This is a genomic window from Companilactobacillus metriopterae (assembly GCF_002762335.1).
GTDB classification, from domain to species: domain Bacteria; phylum Bacillota; class Bacilli; order Lactobacillales; family Lactobacillaceae; genus Companilactobacillus; species Companilactobacillus metriopterae.
This window is the reverse complement of the sequence record NZ_CP024610.1, coordinates 1,149,146-1,167,599: the sequence shown is the minus strand read 5'-3', so window position 1 is coordinate 1,167,599 and position 18,454 is coordinate 1,149,146. Positions and strand designations below refer to the sequence as shown.

At 32.8% G+C, this 18,454-nt stretch carries 19 protein-coding genes; 17 read left to right on the top strand and 2 right to left on the bottom strand.

Translation table 11 applies throughout. The features are described 5' to 3' along the window. The first annotated feature begins 1 nt into the window (after window position 1). Genes xseA through recN form a run of 5 tightly spaced genes read left to right on the top strand, consistent with a single transcriptional unit; the run spans window position 2 to window position 4,975 of the window. The gene (xseA, locus tag CS873_RS05740) at window positions 2-1,345 is read left to right on the top strand and encodes an exodeoxyribonuclease VII large subunit (protein ID WP_099974918.1); all 1,344 of its coding nucleotides are present in this window, start codon (window positions 2-4) and stop codon (window positions 1,343-1,345) included. Window positions 1,346-1,348: 3 nt separating this feature from the next. Continuing rightward, window positions 1,349-1,585 (top strand): exodeoxyribonuclease VII small subunit, encoded by a 237-nt coding sequence (locus CS873_RS05735; RefSeq protein ID WP_099974917.1) that lies wholly within the window; start codon window positions 1,349-1,351, stop codon window positions 1,583-1,585. A 1-nt stretch (window position 1,586) separates the two neighbouring features. Next, window positions 1,587-2,432, top strand: coding sequence for a polyprenyl synthetase family protein (locus CS873_RS05730; RefSeq protein WP_099974916.1), 846 nt, complete (start codon window positions 1,587-1,589; stop codon window positions 2,430-2,432). A 14-nt stretch (window positions 2,433-2,446) separates the two neighbouring features. After that, entirely contained in the window at window positions 2,447-3,268 is an 822-nt protein-coding gene (locus tag CS873_RS05725; protein ID WP_099974915.1) for a TlyA family RNA methyltransferase, read from the top strand. A 9-nt stretch (window positions 3,269-3,277) separates the two neighbouring features. Continuing rightward, window positions 3,278-4,975 carry a DNA repair protein RecN gene (gene recN / locus CS873_RS05720; RefSeq protein ID WP_099974914.1) on the top strand — a complete coding sequence of 566 codons (1,698 nt, stop codon included), beginning with the start codon at window positions 3,278-3,280 and terminating at the stop codon, window positions 4,973-4,975. Here recN and CS873_RS05715 read toward each other — a convergent pair. Beyond that, complete coding sequence (locus CS873_RS05715) at window positions 4,967-5,290, bottom strand: hypothetical protein (protein ID WP_099974913.1); 324 nt, start codon at window positions 5,288-5,290, stop codon at window positions 4,967-4,969. The genes recN and CS873_RS05715 overlap by 9 nt on opposite strands. Window positions 5,291-5,464: 174 nt before the next feature. Here CS873_RS05715 and gmk point away from each other — a divergent pair, with 174 nt between their 5' ends. From gmk to CS873_RS05665, 10 genes are all read left to right on the top strand, one after another. Beyond that, complete coding sequence (gene gmk / locus CS873_RS05710; protein ID WP_099974912.1) at window positions 5,465-6,079, top strand: guanylate kinase; 615 nt, start codon at window positions 5,465-5,467, stop codon at window positions 6,077-6,079. 2 nt (window positions 6,080-6,081) lie between these two features. Next, window positions 6,082-6,333, top strand: a complete 252-nt coding sequence (rpoZ, locus tag CS873_RS05705; protein WP_099974911.1) for a DNA-directed RNA polymerase subunit omega — start codon at window positions 6,082-6,084, stop codon at window positions 6,331-6,333. 73 nt (window positions 6,334-6,406) lie between these two features. Then, on the top strand, window positions 6,407-8,818 hold the full coding sequence (gene priA / locus CS873_RS05700) for a primosomal protein N' (RefSeq protein ID WP_099974910.1): 2,412 nt from the start codon (window positions 6,407-6,409) through the stop codon (window positions 8,816-8,818). A gap of 12 nt (window positions 8,819-8,830) precedes the next feature. Continuing rightward, on the top strand, window positions 8,831-9,787 hold the full coding sequence (gene fmt / locus CS873_RS05695) for a methionyl-tRNA formyltransferase (RefSeq protein ID WP_099974909.1): 957 nt from the start codon (window positions 8,831-8,833) through the stop codon (window positions 9,785-9,787). Further along, window positions 9,777-11,072 (top strand): 16S rRNA (cytosine(967)-C(5))-methyltransferase RsmB, encoded by a 1,296-nt coding sequence (rsmB, locus tag CS873_RS05690; protein WP_099974908.1) that lies wholly within the window; start codon window positions 9,777-9,779, stop codon window positions 11,070-11,072. The genes fmt and rsmB overlap by 11 nt, the downstream gene beginning before the upstream one ends. 12 nt (window positions 11,073-11,084) lie before the next feature. After that, the gene (locus tag CS873_RS05685) at window positions 11,085-11,834 is read left to right on the top strand and encodes a Stp1/IreP family PP2C-type Ser/Thr phosphatase (protein WP_099974907.1); all 750 of its coding nucleotides are present in this window, start codon (window positions 11,085-11,087) and stop codon (window positions 11,832-11,834) included. Continuing rightward, window positions 11,827-13,731 carry a Stk1 family PASTA domain-containing Ser/Thr kinase gene (pknB, locus tag CS873_RS05680; RefSeq protein WP_099974906.1) on the top strand — a complete coding sequence of 635 codons (1,905 nt, stop codon included), beginning with the start codon at window positions 11,827-11,829 and terminating at the stop codon, window positions 13,729-13,731. The genes CS873_RS05685 and pknB overlap by 8 nt, the downstream gene beginning before the upstream one ends. Before the next feature lie 3 nt (window positions 13,732-13,734). Next, the gene (rsgA, locus tag CS873_RS05675) at window positions 13,735-14,625 is read left to right on the top strand and encodes a ribosome small subunit-dependent GTPase A (RefSeq protein WP_099974905.1); all 891 of its coding nucleotides are present in this window, start codon (window positions 13,735-13,737) and stop codon (window positions 14,623-14,625) included. 11 nt (window positions 14,626-14,636) lie between these two features. Further along, window positions 14,637-15,305, top strand: coding sequence for a ribulose-phosphate 3-epimerase (rpe, locus tag CS873_RS05670; protein ID WP_099974904.1), 669 nt, complete (start codon window positions 14,637-14,639; stop codon window positions 15,303-15,305). Next, a complete protein-coding gene (locus CS873_RS05665) occupies window positions 15,305-15,976 on the top strand; it encodes a thiamine diphosphokinase (RefSeq protein WP_099974903.1) in 672 nt (223 codons plus the stop codon). The genes rpe and CS873_RS05665 overlap by 1 nt, the downstream gene beginning before the upstream one ends. Before the next feature lie 17 nt (window positions 15,977-15,993). Here CS873_RS05665 and rpmB read toward each other — a convergent pair whose 3' ends face one another. Beyond that, window positions 15,994-16,179 carry a 50S ribosomal protein L28 gene (rpmB, locus tag CS873_RS05660; RefSeq protein ID WP_099974902.1) on the bottom strand — a complete coding sequence of 62 codons (186 nt, stop codon included), beginning with the start codon at window positions 16,177-16,179 and terminating at the stop codon, window positions 15,994-15,996. 183 nt (window positions 16,180-16,362) lie between these two features. Here rpmB and CS873_RS05655 point away from each other — a divergent pair, with 183 nt between their 5' ends. After that, entirely contained in the window at window positions 16,363-16,731 is a 369-nt protein-coding gene (locus tag CS873_RS05655; RefSeq protein ID WP_099974901.1) for an Asp23/Gls24 family envelope stress response protein, read from the top strand. Window positions 16,732-16,764: 33 nt separating this feature from the next. Continuing rightward, window positions 16,765-18,447, top strand: coding sequence for a fatty acid kinase ATP-binding subunit FakA (locus tag CS873_RS05650; protein ID WP_179946629.1), 1,683 nt, complete (start codon window positions 16,765-16,767; stop codon window positions 18,445-18,447). Window positions 18,448-18,454 lie beyond the last annotated feature (7 nt).

The window sequence follows — 18,454 nt, the reverse complement described above, 5'->3', positions numbered from 1 at the left end:
CATGCCAGATACATCTCAATATTTATCGATTTCAGCAGTAACTCAATACATTAAACGTAAATTTGATGTTGATCCATACTTAGGTAAGGTTTATTTAGTCGGCGAAATTTCTAACTTTAGAAATAGACCTAATTCACATCAATATTTTTCTTTAAAAGATGATAAAAGCAAGATTTCAGCGATAATGTTTAAAAATAGTTTTGCTAAGTTAAATTTTGAACCAGAAGAAGGTATGAAGGTTCTTGTTGAGGGACGTATTTCACTATATGAACCTGGTGGAACTTATCAGATATATGTTGATTCAATGCAACCTGACGGTTTAGGTAAATATTATCTAGAATTGGAAAAATTAAATAAAAAACTTTTAGAAGAAGGAGTTTTCAACCTTCCTAAGAAAGAAATATCACAATTTCCTCGTAGGATAGCGGTTGTAACCAGTCAATCTGGTGCTGTTATCCATGATATTATGACGACTACACATCGTCGATTTCCAATAGTACAAATAATCTTGTACCCAGCACAGGTTCAAGGAGATAATGCAGCAGACACCATCGTAAGTCAGTTGCAGCATATAAAAGAAGATGGCAATTTTGATACGATTATCATCGGTCGTGGTGGAGGATCTATAGAAGATCTAGCACCATTCAATGACGAAAGAGTTGCAAGGGCCATTCTGGACAGTGATATACCAGTTATTTCTTCTGTTGGACATGAAACAGACACTACAATTGCAGATCTTGTTGCAGACGTTAGAGCAGCAACACCAACAGCCGCAGCTGAAATAGCAACTCCAGAATTGATTGAACTATTAAGTCAGATTAATGATTTGAAATCAAGATTATTTAATAGTGAAACAAGATTAATCAAATCAAAACAGCAGTTATTGGACAGAAGCTCTCAAAGCGTATTTCTGAAGCATCCTGAAAGAATATATGAAGTATATCTACAGAAACTTGATAGTTTAATTAAACGTTTAAGTCAGAATGTTTCGGAGAAAATTCGAAACAATAAAGAAAGAACAAACTTGTTAGATGTTCGTTTAAAAAATCAAACACCACTTAATGATATTGAAAAAAATCGCCAATTAATTTTAAACAGTAAGCAAAATATGATTAGCTCGGTTAATAGATTAATTAATTTACAAAAAAACAAATTTGCAGGGGATATTGCCTCACTTGATTCATTGAGTCCCTTGAAGACACTAACAAGAGGATATACAATTTCTACAGATAAAGATCAAAATATCATTACTTCGGTTAAGCAAGTTGAAGTTGGTAATGAGTTGAATTTAAAATTTATAGACGGTAATGCTAAAACTGAAATTATTTCAGTAGAAGAGGACTAAAACATGGTTGAAAAGAAAAAGACATTTGAAGAAAATCTAACTGAACTTGAAGATATTGTTAAAAATCTTGAAGAGGGAAATGTTCCTTTAGAAGAGGCAATGAACAATTTTAAAAAAGGTATAGATTTGAGCAAAGAACTACAATCAACTTTGGATCAAGCAGAAGCAACAGTAACTAAGGTTATGAGCGAAGATGGCACACTAAAAGACATGCCAGAAATCACTACAAAAGAGGACTAAAATGGAAATTACTAACTTTTTAGAGTTTAGAGATAAATTACTACCAAGTTTTAATGAATATTTGAATAGCCAAATTACAAAAGATGTAACACAACCTGATTTGCGTGAAGCTATGTTGTATGCCGTTAATTCAGGTGGTAAAAGAGTTCGTCCTATGTTGATGCTTGCAACTGTTTACTCTTCTGGTATTAAGTTTGAAAATCTCAACGAATATTTTGATCTTGCAGGTGCAATAGAGTTAATCCATACATACTCACTAATTCATGATGACCTGCCTGAAATGGATAACTCAGATATTAGACGTGGTAAACCCACTGTTCATAAAAAATTTAACGCAGCAATTGCGGTACTTGCAGGGGATGCATTATTGACTCAAGCATTTTATTGGATATCCAAATCTAAGCTAGATGCAAGTCGTCGTATGGCGGCTATTCGTGTCCTTTCACATAATGCAGGTCCTATGGGAATGGTTGCAGGTCAAGTAAAAGATATGGATAGTGAGAACAAAAAACTCAGTTTTGATGAATTAGTAGAACTTCATAATGAGAAGACTGGTGATCTGATTGTTGCATCTGTGACTATGGGAGCAACTACAGCTGATCACTCGCTATCTATTAATTTGGTAGAGTATGCAAAGAAAATTGGGTTAGCTTTTCAGATAAAGGATGATATAGATGATTTTCAAAATGGTGAAGATCAAAATAAGAATACTTTTCCCAATTTATTAGGTATCAATGAAAGTGAAGATCTGTTATCTGAATATGTAAAAGATGCTTTAAACGCTGTCTTAAAAGAAGAAAAATTTGATAAGAATCTATTAGTTAGTTTTTTAGATTATTTTAAATAGTAGGAGATATATTTTTGGCTAAAAAAAGGGTTGATGTTTTACTTGTAGAACAGAATTTTTTTGAATCACGTGAACAGGCTAAAAGATCTGTAATGGCTGGGCAAGTATATGATCAAGATAATTTAAGATATGATAAGCCCGGAGAAAAAATTGATGAAGAAACCATTCTACATGTTGTTGAAGGTGCTCATAGTAAATACGTTAGTCGTGGTGGGTATAAGTTAGAAAAGGCCTTAGAATCCTTTAATATCGATTTAACTGACAAAACTTGTTTGGATATCGGATCGTCAACCGGTGGATTCACCGATGTTGCATTACAAAATGGAGCAAAAAAAGTTTATGCACTAGACGTAGGATATAACCAATTAGCTTGGAAACTTAGAAGTGATGAACGTGTTATAGTTATGGAACGAGTTAATTTTCGATATAGTAAACCAGATGATTTTGATCAAGGACGTCCAAACTTTGCAATGACTGACGTTTCTTTTATCTCACTTGAATTAATATTGCCACCAATGTTTGAAATTATCGAGACAGGTGCACATGCTGTATGTTTAATTAAGCCACAATTTGAAGCTGGTCCTGAAAATGTTGGAAAACATGGAATTGTTAGAGATTCAAAAGTTCATAAAATGGTTTTAGAGAAAATTACCGAATTTGCAAAGAAGACAGGATTTCTTGTAGAAGGATTAGATTTTTCACCAATTAAGGGTGGAGAAGGTAATATTGAGTTTCTTATGGAAATTCAAAAACCAGAATCTGAGGTAGAAGGTTCTATCTCAGAATCAGTATCAATCGAAGATACAATGGAACGAGCTTATTCTGATTTGAAGTAGGGTGTATTTATGTTAAAAGAGTTAATCATTAATAATTTTGCAATTATTAGTGAATTGAAAATCAATTTCGATACTGGTATGACTTCTCTAACAGGGGAAACTGGTGCTGGTAAGTCAATTATAATTGATGCTTTAGGATTGATTGTTGGTAATAGATCGTCGACAGATTTCATTCGTACAGGTGAAGAATCTCTTAAAGTACAGGGATTATTTGATATTTCTAAGAACAATCCATCATTGTCTATCTTGGATGAAATGGGTATTGAGCATGATGACAATAGCATTATAATTGATCGAGAAATAAACCACAAAGGGCGCAATGTTTGTCATATAAATGGAGTTTTAGTAAACACTAATTCACTAAGAAATATTGGAAAGTTTTTAGTAGAGATTCACGGCCAAAATCAACAACAAGAACTTCTTACTGAAGATAATCACATAACAATTTTAGACAGATATAATGATGATGATTTGGTTAAACAACTGGAAGATTATCAAGTCAGTTATTCAGAATATAATAAGCAGAAAGCAAAACTAGATTTGCTTCAAAAGAATGCACAAAGTGTTGCACAAAGAATTGATATGTTGAAATTTCAAATTGAAGAAATTGATGGTGCAAATTTGAAAGAAAATGAAGACGTAACCTTAGATGAAGAAAAGAATCGTCTTTCAAATTTCGAAAGAATCAGCAACGCTTTAAATGAAAGTTATCAGCTACTTTCTGAAAATAATGTAGGTACAGTTGATACGCTAGGAACTGTCAGATCAAATGTTGAATCTATTAGTGAATTAGATAGAGAATACTCTAGTTTATTTCAATCTTTAGATGGTGCATACTACCAGTTGCAAGATGATCTGACAACAATCTCTAATTTGATTGATAGTTTAGACTTTGATGAATCTCGTTTAGAGGAAATTCAAAAAAGATTATTAGCTATTGATGAATTAAAGAAAAAGTATGGTCCTACTTTAGATGAAATAATTCAATATGGACAATCTGCACATGAAGAATTGTCTCAGTTGGATTTAGGAGATCGTAATTTAGATGAACTCAAGGAAGATTTATCTAAAAAAGAAAGAAAGTTAATTTCAGATGCTGAAAGAATATCTGAATTACGTAAGCAAACTGCCAAAAAAATAGAAAAATCTATTAATTCACAGTTTGTAGAATTACAAATGAAAAATGCACGATTCAAAGTGAAATTTGAAAGATTAAAAGACAGTCAGATTAATAACAATGGTCTGGATCTGGTTAGTTTTGAACTAAAAACTAATGTTGGAGAAGATTTTAAACCATTGGTAAAGGTTGCTTCAGGTGGTGAATTGTCTCGTGTGATTCTTGCATTTGAAACTATCCTTGCAACTAAGATGAATGTAGAAACAATTATTTTTGATGAAATTGATACTGGTGTAAGTGGTAAAGTTGCACAGTCAATTGGTGATAAAATATATACAGTTTCTCAGTCAGTTCAAGTTCTATGTATCACACATTTACCACAAGTTGCTGCAATGTCAGATAAACAATTTTTGATAAAAAAAGAGACCGTCAGTAATAAAACTCAAACTAGAGTTTCATTATTAGACGATCCTGAGAGGATTGACGCTATTTCATTGATGCTTGCTGGGACTAAAATCACGGATGTAACTAAGGAACATGCTGAAGAGTTGTTGAACTTAGCAAAAGATGAACGAAAAAAATTAGATTAGATTAATTGACTTAACCATTTCTAAATCTAAAATTTGTAGCAAATTACTAGATTTATTAGTTAAAATAAATTTTCTCTCGTTAATTTTCTTTGTAATTTGGCCAGTTATCTTTTGATTATTTGTGAAAGTAATCAAAACATTATATCCATTAGAAAAACTTTGTTGAGCAAATATTTCAATTTGTTCTGCTGGCATTTGTTTTAGATTATTGTCATCAAAGTTTAGATTGAAGTCTAAAGTTTTGTCGATAAAGTTAGTTGTACTAGAAATTATGTTCTTTGCAAAGCTCATAGTTGTAGGTTGTTTCATTTGCATTATTTATATCCCCCGAACATTTGTTTGTGTATCCACAGTATACGAACGATTGTTCGTATACGCAAATTTACCTTTAGATTTTCTTAATAACTTTTTTCAAAGGTCTTTAGTCCTTGAAAAATTAGTGTTTTTATTGCATGATATATAACATAATAAATATAAGTAGGGAAAAAAATGTCATCAAAAGGAATGTTGATAGTTTTGTCTGGACCTTCAGGTGTCGGCAAAGGTACAGTTAGACAAGCTATGTTAGAAAAATCATCTGTTCAATTCGATTATTCAATCTCAATGACTACTAGAAATATGAGACCTGGTGAACAAGATGGTGTTGACTATTACTTTAGAACAAAAGAAGAATTTGAAAATGAGATAAAAAATGATGGCATGTTGGAGTATGCTAATTACGTTGGTAATTACTACGGAACACCATTAAAATATGTTAACGAGAAACTACAAGCCGGTATCGATGTACTCCTAGAGATAGAAGTTAACGGTGCTATGCAAGTTAGAGAAAAGATGCCTGATGGAGTTTATATATTCCTAACACCACCAGATCTTTCTTCACTTAGGGATCGTATAACAGGTCGTGGAACAGATGATTCTGCTACAATAGATAGAAGAATGGAAACAGCAAAAAGTGAGATTGAAATGATGAAGCACTATGACTATGCTGTGGTTAATGATGAAATTCCTTTGGCTGTAGAAAAAATCGAAGAAATTATTCGTAGTGAACACTTAAGAGTACCAAGAGTTATTGATAAATATAAAAAAATTATAGGAGATAATTAAATATGATTATTCACCCATCTATTGATACATTACTAGAACGAGTTGGTTCAAGATATTCTCTAGCAGTTCTTGCAGCTAAGAGAGCACATGAATTAGAGAACGGTGATATTGAGTTGTTAAACGATTATAAATCACCAAGAACAATTGGACGTGCATTCGAAGAAATTGCTGATGACAAAATTGAAATTGATCCAGATTCAATCTTGCTAGAAAAAGAAGCAGAAAAAATTGAAGAAGCAAAACGAGAAGAATAAGTTTATTAGGCCTTCACATATTGTCGAATGAGATAATAGTGAGGGATTTTTTTTTACAAAGGAGCTGAATTAAATGCCAGTAGCAAAAGTTATTGTTGATGTCCCGACTATGCAAACTAACAGACCATTTGAATACGAAATACCTACGGAACTACTGGCAGTCGTTGAACCCGGTGTTAGAGTTGAGGTTCCTTTTGGAAGAGGTAAGCGACAGGTTCAGGGTTTTGTTCTGGATGTCACTGAGACAAGTGATTACAGTGGAAAACTAAAAGAAATCGTAAGGGTAATTGACTTGAATCCTGTTTTATCCAAAGAAATGTTAGAAATGTCGTCTTGGTTAGCTGATTTAACATATTCTTTTCAAATATCATGTTTACAAATAATGTTACCTAATCTTTTAAGAGCTAAATATATTCGTTCTGCAGTCCCAGCACAAGGATTTGAAAATGATCCGGAAGTTACTAAATTATTAGATAATAAAACTAGTTTAGAATTAAACAATGATATAGATAATTCTTTGATTGAAGAAATTCAAAGACTACTTGAATCTAAAAAAATTGAAATTTTAACTTCAGTAAAAAATCGTGCTAAACAAATTAAACGACAAGCTATTCAAATTAAAGTTGATAAGCACCATTTACTGGAAACAGAAGATAGTTTGAAAAAGAATGCTACTTCACAGAGAAAGTTATTAGAATTTCTTATTTCAAATTATGAAAAAAACACGTTTGAAATTAGTAGTTTGGAATCAATGGGAATATCTCGACCAGCTATTAAAGCACTACAAAAGATCAAATTAATAGATATTATTGAAGTTACAAAACTCAGAAAACCAACGGATCTAAAAAATGCTACTACTCAAAAATTAGAATTAACAAATGAACAGTTAAATGCTGTAAAACAAATAAATAATTCTATCAATCAGCAAAATGCTGAAACCTTTTTAATACAAGGTGTTACTGGTAGTGGTAAGACTGAAATATATTTGCAAACAATTGATGAAGCATTAAAAGAAGGTAGAACTGCGTTGATGTTAGTTCCTGAGATATCGCTAACTCCTCAGATGGTTAATAGGGTTTCTTCAAGATTTGGTGATCAAGTAGCTGTTTTACATAGTGGACTTTCAAGCGGTGAAAGATATGACGAGTGGACTCGTATTGAAAACGGATCAGTGAATGTAGTTGTCGGTGCAAGAAGTGCAGTTTTTGCACCACTAAAAAATCTTGGACTAATTATAATTGATGAAGAGCATGAAGCTAGTTATAAGCAAGATGATAATCCTAGATATAATGCAAAAGATGTTACCCAATGGCGATCTAAGTATCATAATTGTCCAGTTGTCTTAGGTAGTGCAACTCCTAGTTTAGAGTCTCGTGCAAGAGCACAAAAAGGTGTTTATAAACTAATAGAATTGAAACGCCGATTTAACGATCATGATTTACCAGAAGTTAAAATTGTAGATATGCGTGATAGCGATAATGCAGCTGTTTCAGGTGACATTTCTAATGCATTAAAGACACAATTAGATGAAATATTATCTAGGAAGGAACAGGCAATATTACTCCTAAATAGACGTGGATATTCCTCATTTTTGATGTGTCGTGAATGTGGATTTGTTTTAAAATGCCCTAATTGTGAAGTATCTTTGACCTACCATAAGGATATCCAAAGAATGAAGTGTCATTATTGCGGTCATGAAGAAAACGTTCTGGATGAATGCCCTAATTGCCATAGTGACAAGATAGGATTTTACGGTACTGGAACACAAAACGTAGAACAACAAATAAATGATATGTTTCCCGATGCTAAAACTTTACGCATGGACATTGATACTACAAGTAAAAAGGGAGCACATGCCAAGTTATTGAGGGAATTTGAAAGTCAGAATGCTGACATTTTAATTGGAACTCAAATGATTGCAAAAGGATTGGATTTTCCTAATGTTACGCTGGTAGGTGTTATCAATGCGGATACAATTTTGAGTCTGTCGGATTACCGTGCTAGTGAAAGAACTTTCCAACTAATTACTCAAGTGAGTGGTAGATCTGGTCGAGCAGAAAAAAAAGGTCGAGTTATTATTCAAACCTATAATCCTGATCATTACGCAATTAAGGAAGCTGCGAAACAAGACTTTGATAGTTTCTATAAAAAAGAGATGTATATACGCCATCAGGGTAATTACACTCCGTATTATTTCACTACATTATTAAGTGTTTCTCATGAGTCTGAAGGTCAGGCATTAAAGATGGCTTACTCATTGAAGAGACAACTTGTAGACTCACTATCGGAAGAGGCCATCATTTTGGGACCAAGTCCTACAATGATAGCTAGAAAACAAAATAAATATTATTATCAAATTATTGTAAAATATAAACATGAAGATAATTTTCATAAACGGTTATTAGAAATTTTAAGTGACACTCAAGCTGAGACAAAAAAAGGTTTCTCAATAGCAATTGATAATGAACCACAACATATAGATTAAGAGGTAATTTTAATGTCAAGTAGTGTAATCTTCTTAGGAACTCCAGAACTGGCTAGAACAGTCCTAAAGGGTATAATTGATGCAGATAAATATAATATTCTGGGAGTAGTTACTCAACCAGATAAACCAGTGGGAAGAAAACAAGTTTTACAAAAAAGTCCAGTAAAAGAATTAGCTGAACTTAATGGTATAAAAGTTTTTCAACCTGAAAAATTATCAGGTAGTGATGAACTAAAAAAACTGATAGCTATGAATCCTGATTTTATAATTACAGCCGCATATGGACAATTTTTACCAACTTCTTTCTTAGAAGCAGCTAAAATTGGTGCAATTAATGTGCATGGTTCTTTATTGCCTAAGTATCGTGGAGGAGCTCCAATTCAGTATTCATTACTTAATGGCGATAAAAAAACCGGAATTACAATTATGTATATGGTTAAAAAAATGGATGCAGGAGATATCATTTCTCAAAAAGAACTTCATATTACTGACCAAGATGATAATGGTAGTTTATTTGAAAAATTAGCTATTTTAGGTCGAGATTTACTATTAGACACATTGCCCAAATTAGAGAATAATGAAATCACCCCAATTCAGCAAAATGAAGATGAAGTGGTATTCTCGCCAACAATAAGTAAAGAACAAGAACATCTGGACTTTTCAAAATCTGCTATGGAATTATTTAATCAAATTCGAGCATTGAGTCCAGAGCCAGGTTCATGGGTTAACTTCAATGGTGAACGTACAAAAATTTATAAGAGTGAAGTTGTAGAAATATCAACTGATCAAAATCCAGGAACTGTATATAAAATTTCCAAAAAGGAGTTTATTTTGGTTGCTGGTGATAAACAAGGTTTGTCAATCAAATCTATTCAACCATCTGGAAAAAAAGTTATGGATATTTCTAACTTTATCAATGGTGTAGGTAACAAATTAAAAGAAGGACAACAAATCATCTATGAAAACTAATCCTCGTGCGGTAGCAGTAGAGGCACTAAATAGAGTCATATACAATCAGGCATTTTCAAATATTGAAATCAATAACCTATTAAACAAATATGAGTTAACTAACGTTGATTCTCGATTGATGACAAATATTGTCTACGGAGTTTTACAACATAAGTTAACTTTGGAATACCAACTAGAGCCATATATAAAAGGTCGAGTAGTTGATAGATGGATTAATACTTTATTGTTAACTGCCATCTATCAAATGGAGTATTTAGATAAAGTTCCTGATCACGCTGTGTTGAATGAATCAGTTAATGTTGCTAAACAATTTGGAAGAACTGGCGTCGGTAAATTTGTGACCGGTGTTTTAAGAAGCTACCAGAGAAATGGAAGTAGAGAGCTACCTTCTGATAATTCTCCAGAGTCACTATCTATTGTATATAGTGTCCCAGTTTGGCTAGTTAATCTTTTTATTAGTCAATTTGGAATGGATAAAACACTAAGCATTCTAAAAACAATTAATGTGCCTTCAGATATATCAATAAGAGTCAATATAAGTAGAATTTCTCGTGAAGAATTAAAACAAAGATTAGAAGATCAAAATTTTGATGTGCATGATAGTAAATTATCTGAGCAAGGATTAGTTGTGAAGAGTGGAAATTTAGTTATAACTTCTGAATTTCAACAAGGTTTATTCACTATCCAAGATGAAAGCTCAATGATGGTAGCTCCATTTTTAGATGTCAAAGAAGATAGTATAGTTCTAGACTCATGTGCTGCTCCTGGTGGTAAAACTACCCATATTGCTAGTTACTTAACCACAGGTAAAGTAATTGCTCTAGACATTCACAAAAATAAAACAAAATTGATTCGAGAGAATGCTGAAAGATTGGGCTATAGTGACGTAGTAGAGACTAAAGCACTTGATGCCAGAAAATCACCAGATGAATTTGACAACGAGTCATTTGATCGTATTTTAGTTGATGCTCCCTGTTCAGGATTGGGGTTAATTAGACGTAAACCTGAATTAAGATATTTTAGAACACAGGAAGATTTGGATAATTTACAAAAAATTCAATTAGATATTTTGGATAATGTTTCTAGTTTATTAAAAGTTAATGGAAAGCTTGTATTTAGCACATGTACATTCGATAATGAAGAGAATGGGGATGTTGTTGAAATGTTTTTAGCAAATAATCCTAATTTCGAGCTAGAAGAAAAAGCCGATAATCCTAAGAAATTATTCCCAGATGATTACTTTACGGATGGATTTTTTATTGCAAGTTTTGTCAAAAAACAATAATGGAGAACTAATATGAAATATGCATTTTTAACCGATGTAGGAAAGCAGAGAGAAAATAACCAAGATTATGTAAATGTCTTTAAAAATAAAAAAGACATTATATTTGGTATTGTCGCTGATGGTATGGGTGGACATCGTGGTGGTGATGTTGCATCTGATATGGCTGTTTCTCATTTAGGAAATGCCTTTGAAGATACAAAATTAGACACCGCTGATTCTATTCGTGAATGGATATTGGCTGAACTTAGCCGAGAAAATGACCGTATTGTTTCTGTATCAAATCAGTTTGAAGATTTATATGGCATGGGAACAACCATGGTAGGGGTATTCTTCGTTGACGGAAAAATGCTTGTTGTAAATGTCGGAGATTCAAGATGTTATGTTTTATATGAAAATAAATTAGAACAATTAAGTGTTGATCATTCTTTAGTCCATGAGTTACTTGAAACTGGACAAATAAGTGAAGAAGAAGCTGAAAATCATCCTCAAAAAAATATCATTACTCAAACTTTGGGTGTTTCCCAGACAGTTCAACCTAGAGTAAAAGATTTCGAGATTCCTGATGATGCCATTGTGATGCTTTGTACAGATGGATTGACCAATATGGTCAATCCAGAACAAATCACAAAAATTTTATCATCAAAAGGAACTCTGGAAACTAAGTGTCAAAAATTAATAAAAATGGCTAATAAAGCCGGTGGTAACGATAATATAACTGCATTATTAATTACTTCTGACAAGGGGGTAACTAATAATGGATAAAGGTGCATTGATTAGCGGTCGCTATGAAATTATTCGTACTCTCGGTGAAGGTGGTATGGCAAATGTTTATTTAGTAAACGACACTAAATTAAACAAACAAGTGGCACTTAAAGCTCTAAGATATGATTTGCAAGATGATGAAGCTGTTAAAAGAAGATTCAGGAGAGAAGCAAAAGCAACTAGCGAATTATCCAGTCCTAATATTGTTAATGTTTTGGATGTTGGTACTACTGAAAAGGGAATTCAATATATCATTATTGATTATGTTGAAGGCCCTAATCTGAAAAAGTATATTCAACAAAATTATCCTATTCCTTATCATGAAGTAGTCGATATTATGGAGCAGATAGCAGATGCTGTTTCTGAAGCTCATAGTCATGGAATTATCCATAGAGATTTGAAACCAGAAAACATTCTTGTTGATACTTCAAAAGATCCTGTTCAAGTGAAAGTTTCGGATTTTGGTATTGCATTGGCTTTAAGTGATAGATCAATCACCAGAACTAATTCGTTGGTTGGTTCGGTACACTACATGTCTCCAGAGCAAATAAGAGGTGGTTCCGCAACTGAGTTATCTGATATTTATGCAATGGGAATTATTTTATATGAAATGTTAACTAAAAAAGTTCCTTTTACTGGTGATACAGCTGTTTCTGTTGCTTTAAAGCACTCCAAAGATAGTATTCCTAATCTTAGAAGCTTTGATCCTAATATTCCACAGGTACTGGAAAATATTGTCCTAAAAGCAACTACTAAGGATCCTAAACAAAGATATCAATCAGTAAAAGAAATGTCTGAGGATTTGAAAACTTGCCTTTCTCCGGAAAGAGCAAATGAACCAAAATTCATTCCTGTAGAAACTGAAGATTTGAATGAAACTAAAGTTTTAGATACTAAAGAATTAAGTAGTTTGACCAAGGATAAACCTGAAAATGGATTATCTAGGCGTAAAAAACTAGCGATTGTATCAGGTATTATTGCAGCAATTATTTTAATATTTGGGATATTTATGTTGTCTAGGTCTAATCAAGAAACAAGTATTCCAGATATTCAAAACCTCACACTTAAGCAGTCTAAAGTTATGCTAAGTGCTTCTAATTTGAAAGTAGGTCAAGTTCAAAAAGAGAACAGTGACACTATTGAGGCTGGTCATGTAATTAAAACCATACCTGCAAAAGGCGTCAAACTGAAAAATAATTCTAGCGTAGATTTGATAGTTAGTTTAGGTGCCAAGTTCTATAAAATGCCTAATTTAGTAGGAAAAGACTACGATGATGTTTCAGACAATTTGACTAAACGTGGTTTTAAAATTAAGAAAAAATATGTAACTACATTGGAATATAATGCCGGAGAAATAGTTAAACAGAGTATCAAATCAGGAACAAAAGTTAAACCTAAAGATAAGAGTCTAACTATTACGATTGCTAAATCTTCAGCTAAGACAGTTGAAACGATAACATTAAAGAATTTAGTTGGATCAACATTATCTTCGGCACAATCATACGCAGAATATGCTGGTATTAATTTGAATGTAACTTATGATTATTCAGATACTGTTGAAAATGGAACAATAATTAGCCAGAGTCCTTCAGCAAATGCTACTATTAATCAAGGTTCAACAGTCACAGTTGTAGTTTCTAAGGGTAAAGATACATCAGCAGTATCAACTGTAAATAAAACTATCAATATTCCTTATTCTGGTGAATCTGGTGGAAGTAACAATATTGCAATTTATATAAATGATAATAATCACGATAATAATTCTCCTTACCGTACAATGGCGATTTCTTCTGATACTAGTGTTACTTTGAGTTTTAATTTAAAATCAGGAGAAACTGGAACATATTCTGTTGTTAGGGATGGTCAATCAATTATGAATGGATCGGTTAATGGATAACGTATGGAAAAAACAGGAAGAATTTTAAAATCAATAAGTGGTTTTTACGATGTTTTGGAAGATGGAACTAATGAATTAATTAGAACCAGAGCCAGAGGAAATTTCAGAAAGAGAAATATAAAACCTGTTGTTGGTGATCATGTAAAGTTTGAAAAAAATGATGAGCTAGGATATATCTTAGAAGTTGAAGATAGAAAAAATAGTCTGGTGCGGCCGCCCATTGCTAACGTTGATCAAGCTATAGTTGTCACATCTGCAGTAGAACCAAATTTTTCTAGTAATCTATTAGATAAAATTTTATTGAATATTGAACATAACAACATTCAACCACTCATTTATTTGACTAAGACTGATCTATTGTCAGATGAGTCGTATGAAAAATTGAAACAGATTATCGAAAGTTATCATGAGGCAGATTATGTGACATTTACAGATCGTGAGTGTTACAGCCCAGAGCAAATTAATAGACTAAAAGGATATTTTTTAGATAAAACAACAGTTTTTACCGGTCAGTCTGGTGCAGGAAAGTCTACGATTTTAAATTATATAGATCCTGAATTGGCTCTTGCTACTGCTGAGATTTCTAAAGCTTTGAGTCGAGGTAAACATACAACACGTCAAGTTTCACTATTTGATATAGCGGGTGGGCTAGTCGCTGATACTCCCGGATTTTCATCATTAGAGCTAATAGATATTGATGAAGATGAATTACCTACTTTGTTCCCTGAAATGGTTAAATATAGCCATTTATGCCAATTCAGGGGATGTATGCACTTTAATGAACCAAACTGTGCTGTAAAAGATCAAGTAGAAAAGGGTACAATTATTAAAAGTAGATATAAAAATTATTTATACTTTTTAAATGAAATTAGAAACACAAAAAAAAGATACTGATGAGGTGAATTATGACTGAAAAATTAATAGCTCCTTCAATTTTGGCAGCTGATATTATGAACTTAAAAGAAGATGTACAAATGGCTGATAAAGCTGGTGCAGACGTATTCCATATTGATATTATGGATGGTCATTTTGTACCAAATATGTCATTTAGTCCAGAAGTAGTTGCTGGTATGAAACGAGTTACAGATAAACCTTTAGATATTCATTTGATGATTGATAATCCAGATGAATATATTAAAGACCTTGTTGATGCTGGTGCAGACACAATTATGATTCATGCCGAGAGTTCTCAACATGCTTATAGATCAGTTGAATTGATCAAGAGTTATGGTGTTAAGTCTGGAATTGTTATTAATCCTGGAACACCAATTGAAGCTGTAAAATGGATGTTTCCTATTTTAGATCAAATTCTAGTTATGACAGTAAATCCAGGATTTGGTGGACAAAAGTTTATCACAAGTATGGCTAATAAAGTTCAAAAATTAGATCAATTACGCCAAACTTCAGCCGATGCAAACTTCCTAATTGAAGTTGATGGTGGAATAAATGATAAGACAATAGTACCTTGTGCTGAAGCCGGTGCTGATATATTTGTTGCTGGATCATACTTATATAATGGTGAACCTGGATTTGGTGACAGACTAGAAGGTTTAAGAAAGATTATCGCTGGCTAATGGTCAGAGTAAATATTCTTTTAGGTGGACCTTCAGAGGATTACCCACAAGATTTTGTAGATAATCCCAAGGACATTCCTGGTTATTGGGCAGGAGCTGATAGGGGAAATCTGTATTTACTTCAACATGGAATAACTCCAGATCTTGCAGTAGGAGATTTTGATTCTATCGATCAAGCTGATAGGGAACTTATTGAAAGTAAAGTAAATGATGTTCACCAATATCCTCCCGAAAAAGATGACACTGATTCGGAATTAGTTATGCTAATTGCAAATGAGAAATATAATGCTGACGAGTATTATATTTATGGTGTAACAAGTGGTAGAATTGACCATTTCTTAGTTAATTTGTTTCTTCCATTTGACGAAAGATTTGATTCATTCTTTGATAAGATAAAATTTGTTTCGAATACTAATACAATTGAATTTAGAAGACCAGGTTCTTATACAGTCACTAAAGAAGAAAATATGAAATATATCGGATTTGTCGGCTTGGGTGCTGTCGATAATTTAAGTATTTTAGACGCTAAATACAAACTTTCGAATTTTAATAGTGATCATCCAATAAGTTGGGCTAGTAACGAGTTTGTGAGTAATAAAATTCATTATAGTTTTGATAGTGGCGTTGTTGCCGTTATTCAATCTAGAGACAAAAAAAAGACTAACAACTAAGTTGTTAGTCTTTTTAACTATACTCGAGTAACTTTTCCAGATTTCAAAGCTCTAGTTGAAACCCAAACGCGTTTAGGCTTACCATTTACAAGAATACGAACTTTTTGCAAATTTGGCTTCCAAGAACGTTTTGATGAATTAAGAGCGTGAGAACGTTTGTTACCGAACGCAGTCTTACGGCCTGTAATAATATCTTTTGCCATGGGACCGACCCTCCTTTGGCTACATGTTTTCTTTTAAAATATCACCTAAATAACTTACCATATCTAATTCTTTCTTGCAATAGACTAAATATATTGATGTAAAAACTTTTATTAGAAATGTGGCTATGATAAAATTTTATTGTTTATAACTTTGATCCATAGTGTAAATAGGAGGATCTAAAAATGACTGTTACTATTAATACAAAAAATGGTAAGATTGATATTTCAACAAATACTGTTGCTACTATAGTCGGTGGAGCAGCTTCTGATATATATGGAATTGTTGGAATGGCAAGTAAACATCAATTACGAGATGGTATGAACACAATTTTGAATCGTGAAGATTATTCACGTGGGGTTGTTATATCTCAAGAAAACGATAAATTATCTGTAGATGTTTATGTAATTGTTGGTTATGGAATTAAAATATCTGAAGTAGCTAAAAATTTAAAAGAAAAAGTTAAATATAATTTGGAATCAATGTTGGGAACACCTGCTGGTTCCATCAATGTGTATGTTCAGGGTATTAAAGTACTAGATGACATTGGTTAATATACTTACCAACCTATTTGTGGAGGATGTATTTTGAGTAAAGAGTTAATTACCAGAGATGAGTTTTCTGACATGGTACGTGTTGCTTCTCATCGATTGGAAAAGAATGCAAAGTTTGTTAATTCACTAAATGTTTTCCCAGTTCCCGATGGGGATACAGGAACAAATATGAGTTTGACCATTAAGAGTGGTTTTAAGGCTGTTAATGAATCAACTAGTAATCATGTAGGTACTTTAGGTAAAGCTCTTGCTAAGGGACTATTAATGGGAGCTCGTGGTAATTCTGGGGTTATTACTTCACAATTATTCCGTGGTTTCTCAAAAAGTATTGAAGATAAAGAAAATTTGAGTGCTATGGATTTGGCTCAAGCCTTTGATAACGGAGTAAAAACTGCATATAAGGCAGTTATGAAACCAGTTGAAGGTACAATTTTGACAGTTGCTCGAGTTGCTTCTGAATATGGAATGAAAAAGGCAAATGAAACAAATGATACTGTTGAAGTTATGAGTGCCTTAGTTGCCGGAGCAAAAGACGGTCTTGAACAAACACCGTCTCTTTTACCTGTTCTTAAAGAAGTAGGGGTTGTGGACTCTGGTGGACAAGGTCTTACTTTTATTTATGAAGGATTTCTAGAAGGACTTTCAGGTATTGCAGGTGAAGACGTTTATCAACCTGATGAGGTTGAAATGGACGAAATGGTCAATGCTACTCATCATCAATCAGTTCAAGGTAAGTTTGATACAGATGATATCGAACATGGTTACTGTACTGAAATGATGGTTGAATTAGGCGAAGGTGCAACTACTGATGAAAAATTTGACTATGAAAAAATGAGAAATGATCTAAATGAAATTGGTGATTCGTTGTTAGTTGTATCTGATGACGAAGTTATTAAAGTTCATGTACATACAAACTATCCTTACAAAGTTTGGGAAGAAGGACACAAGTTTGGTTCACTAGTAAAAATTAAAATTGATAATATGAAGATACAACATGAAAATATTATTGAAGAAGATGAAGTGGAACCAGAAAAAGAAACTGCTGAAAAACCAAAAGAAGTAGATTTTGCAGTAATTACTGTTTCTTCAGGTGCAGGAATTACTGAGTTATTTGAAAGTTTAGGAGTAACTCATGTAATTAATGGTGGTCAAACTATGAATCCTTCTACAAATGATTTTGTAGATGTGTTGAATGCTTCAAAAGCCAAGAAAGCTATCATTTTACCAAACAATGGAAATATAGTTATGGCTGCTAAACAAGCAGTTGATTTAGTTGATATTCCCGTAGTAGTAGTAGAATCTAAGACCATATCACAAGGAATGACTGCTATGTTCTCGTTTAATCCAGAAGGTGACCTTGATGAGAACAAAGAAAATATGACAGAAGCCTTGGCTACTGTTAAGAGTGGACAAGTTACTCAGGCAATTAGAGATACTGAAATTGATGGTATTAAGATTACTAATGGTCACTTCATGGGTATCGTTGATGGCAAGATTGTCATTGATAATGAAGATATTATTGAAGCTACAGAAAAAATGCTAGATATCATGATTGATGAAGAAAGTGAAGTTATCACTATCTTAGTTGGTGAGGACGGTTCTGAAGAAGGAGCCAAGCATATTGAAGAGTATATTACTTCAAAATATCCTGATTTAGAATTAGAAATTCATAATGGTGGACAACCAGTCTATCAATATTTAGTTTCAGTGGAATAATTAGATA

Bases quoted from the DNA above. Each gene is read 5' to 3' on its own strand.
- xseA (WP_099974918.1), top strand. From the start codon at position 2: ATGCCAGATACATCTCAATATTTATCGATTTCAGCAGTAACTCAATAC.
- CS873_RS05735 (WP_099974917.1), top strand. From the start codon at position 1,349: ATGGTTGAAAAGAAAAAGACATTTGAAGAAAATCTAACTGAACTTGAA.
- CS873_RS05730 (WP_099974916.1), top strand. From the start codon at position 1,587: ATGGAAATTACTAACTTTTTAGAGTTTAGAGATAAATTACTACCAAGT.
- recN (WP_099974914.1), top strand. From the start codon at position 3,278: ATGTTAAAAGAGTTAATCATTAATAATTTTGCAATTATTAGTGAATTG.
- CS873_RS05715 (WP_099974913.1), bottom strand. From the start codon at position 5,290: ATGCAAATGAAACAACCTACAACTATGAGCTTTGCAAAGAACATAATT.
- gmk (WP_099974912.1), top strand. From the start codon at position 5,465: ATGTCATCAAAAGGAATGTTGATAGTTTTGTCTGGACCTTCAGGTGTC.
- rpoZ (WP_099974911.1), top strand. From the start codon at position 6,082: ATGATTATTCACCCATCTATTGATACATTACTAGAACGAGTTGGTTCA.
- priA (WP_099974910.1), top strand. From the start codon at position 6,407: ATGCCAGTAGCAAAAGTTATTGTTGATGTCCCGACTATGCAAACTAAC.
- fmt (WP_099974909.1), top strand. From the start codon at position 8,831: ATGTCAAGTAGTGTAATCTTCTTAGGAACTCCAGAACTGGCTAGAACA.
- rsmB (WP_099974908.1), top strand. From the start codon at position 9,777: ATGAAAACTAATCCTCGTGCGGTAGCAGTAGAGGCACTAAATAGAGTC.
- CS873_RS05685 (WP_099974907.1), top strand. From the start codon at position 11,085: ATGAAATATGCATTTTTAACCGATGTAGGAAAGCAGAGAGAAAATAAC.
- pknB (WP_099974906.1), top strand. From the start codon at position 11,827: ATGGATAAAGGTGCATTGATTAGCGGTCGCTATGAAATTATTCGTACT.
- rsgA (WP_099974905.1), top strand. From the start codon at position 13,735: ATGGAAAAAACAGGAAGAATTTTAAAATCAATAAGTGGTTTTTACGAT.
- rpe (WP_099974904.1), top strand. From the start codon at position 14,637: ATGACTGAAAAATTAATAGCTCCTTCAATTTTGGCAGCTGATATTATG.
- CS873_RS05665 (WP_099974903.1), top strand. From the start codon at position 15,305: ATGGTCAGAGTAAATATTCTTTTAGGTGGACCTTCAGAGGATTACCCA.
- rpmB (WP_099974902.1), bottom strand. From the start codon at position 16,179: ATGGCAAAAGATATTATTACAGGCCGTAAGACTGCGTTCGGTAACAAA.
- CS873_RS05655 (WP_099974901.1), top strand. From the start codon at position 16,363: ATGACTGTTACTATTAATACAAAAAATGGTAAGATTGATATTTCAACA.